We start from the raw sequence: 2,465 nt of genomic DNA on the forward strand, positions 1-2,465 counted from the left end.
GATCTCCGATTCACACCGAAAAGCCTTTTCAGAAACCCTCTAAGAAACTGAAAACAGGATGGTTCGTATTTCCACTATTCACTATCCACTATTCACTATCCACTAATCTGTGAAAACCATCTTTATCAGTACAGGAGAAGTATCTGGCGATCTTCAAGGTGCCTTGCTCGTCACCGCACTTAGGCGACTAGCCGATAAACTAGGAATTGACCTAGAGATTGTCGCGCTCGGTGGTCGTAAAATGGCAGCAGCCGGGGCAAAAATCATCGCCGATACTACGGGAATTAGTTCGATGGGGATGTGGGAAGCACTGGCTTATCTTCGACCTTCATGGCAAGTCCGCAGCCTTGCTAAACAGTATTTAAAAACTACCCCACCCGATGTAGTTATCTTAATTGACTATATAATTTCTAATATAGAACTCGGTAATTATATCAGTCAGCAATTAACTAATATTCCAATTTTTTATTATATTGCGCCGCAAGAATGGGTCTGGTCGATCGGGAATAAAAAGAGCGATGCCATTGTTGAATTTACTAATAAAATCTTTGCGATTTTCCCTGGAGAGGCGAAATATTATGCCGATCGCGGTGCAAAAGTCAAGTTTGTCGGGCATCCATTAATCGATCGGGTTGCGACTCTATCCAGTCGGGATATTGCCCGCGATAAATTGGGTATTTCCGACGATGAAGTAGCCATAGCACTGATTCCAGCTTCCCGCCGCCAAGAATTAAAATATTTGTTACCCGCCATCTTTGGAGCCGCCCAACAACTTCAGGCAAAATTACCCAACGTGCGATTTTGGATTCCGCTCTCTCGCGATGAGTTTCGATCGGAGATCGAGTGCGCGATCGATTCATATCAAATTAAGGCAACTCTCGTCACCCAAAATGCCGATTTAGTTTTATCAGCAGCAGATTTGGCGATTACTAAATGCGGTACGGTTAGTTTAGAATTAGCATTACTTAATATTCCGCAAGTCGTCATTTATCGAGTGAGTAGAGTAACTGCTTGGTTGGCTAAAAATGTCTTTAAATTTGCGATTCCATACATATCGCCACCGAATCTCGTGGAAATGAAATCGATCGTGCCAGAGTTGATGCAGGATGATGCTAATCCCGATCGGATTACAGCAGCAAGTCTCGAACTGATTTTCGATCGAGAATGTCGCGATCGGATGCTAGCTGATTATCGTCAAATGCGGATGGCGTTGGGCGAGTCGGGTGTGTGCGATCGAGTCGCTGCGGAAATTTTAGCCAAACTTTAAAGTGATTGTAAAAATTTAGGATGGGCGGGTTTGTCTCGATTTTCTGGTGCTTTTTCACCTTTGGGAACGCAATCGATTAAGAGTTATTGTGCTTTTGATGATAATTGCTGGCGAATATGTAATGCTGTCAGAGTATTTTGGGATCGCTGTGCATGACAATCTTCGCCCATGATGAATTTGCTAAAAGTTTTTTAGAAAACTTGCTTTCACCCTTTGGTAAGGTCGAGCCATCCTTAAAAATTGCTGCTGAAGTTAGGGAAGTTGATGTCTATTTCATGCCATCAGGTGACAATTTCAATCGCACCGATTTAGGTTTACTAGCTCGATTTGTAACTGAGCTAGTTGTCTTCGAGCCATTTCGGAATTCGGTGTCTGTGCCCGATATTCGTGCTTGTATGTCTAAGCTCTACGATTTACATGCCAAGATCTATCGAGAGGCAAAGCGCAAAAAGCAACCAGAACCCAAGGATGATGAATTACCCATGTTATGGATTCTGACCCCAACTTTATCGGATAACATTTTAATGAGTCTGGGGGCTAGTTTAGATGCCGAACGCGGTGAGGGTGTTTATTTACTCCCATCAGCACAGAAGACAGGGATTATTGTGATTCATCGCTTACCCAGGACACCGGAGACGCTGCGACGCGCGCTCGCCGGGTTTCCCGGCGGTTTAGCGCGTCAAGACAGTGGTTTAGAATATTAGGTAAGGAGGGGGTGCAGAGGCGAGCGATTGAGGAAGTGACCGAATTACCCCAGGGACATCCTTATCGCCAGAATACGCTGGAGTTACTGAGCAACTTGAAGGTGACGTTAGAGAGTCAGGACAATATTCAACCGGAGGATCGGGATTTAATTATGCAGTTATCACCTTTATATTTGGAAAAGATTCAAGCGGCTAAACAGGAAGGCAAGCAAGAAGATCGACAAGTGATTGCCTTGAGAATGCTTAAAGAAAATATTCCTCTAGAGACGATTGCCCGAATTACTGAATTATCGATTGAACAATTACAATCCCTCCGTTCGCGTAGCGTCGGCTCTGCCGAATCGCAATTAGAAAATACCTAAGCAATCGAACATTATTCATATTTGTTCGCGTAGCGTGCCGTAGGTAATCGAGCCAAACCATCGCGATCGATCTAATAACGATCGATTCTCAATATCACCCGATCGATATTCATGTCATAAATGAGATCGATC

3 protein-coding genes are annotated in these 2,465 nt (G+C 44.0%); all 3 read left to right on the top strand.

What is annotated here, in order from left to right:
• Positions 1–109: 109 nt before the first annotated feature.
• The 3 genes from lpxB to RMO35_RS05595 all read left to right on the top strand — a co-directional run bounded on the left by lpxB (position 110) and on the right by RMO35_RS05595 (position 2,333).
• On the top strand, positions 110–1,267 hold the full coding sequence (gene lpxB, locus RMO35_RS05585; protein ID WP_309739183.1) for a lipid-A-disaccharide synthase: 1,158 nt from the start codon (positions 110–112) through the stop codon (positions 1,265–1,267).
• 152 nt (positions 1,268–1,419) lie between these two features.
• A complete protein-coding gene (locus RMO35_RS05590; protein ID WP_309739185.1) occupies positions 1,420–1,971 on the top strand; it encodes a hypothetical protein in 552 nt (183 codons plus the stop codon).
• Positions 1,972–2,006: 35 nt separating this feature from the next.
• A complete protein-coding gene (locus RMO35_RS05595) occupies positions 2,007–2,333 on the top strand; it encodes a hypothetical protein (protein ID WP_309739186.1) in 327 nt (108 codons plus the stop codon).
• Positions 2,334–2,465 lie beyond the last annotated feature (132 nt).

This window comes from Chamaesiphon sp. OTE_20_metabat_361, assembly GCF_031364565.1.

What these genes read in the sequence shown, in the direction of transcription:
- RMO35_RS05590 (WP_309739185.1), top strand. Translation starts at nt 1,420, where the DNA reads ATGACAATCTTCGCCCATGATGAATTTGCTAAAAGTTTTTTAGAAAAC.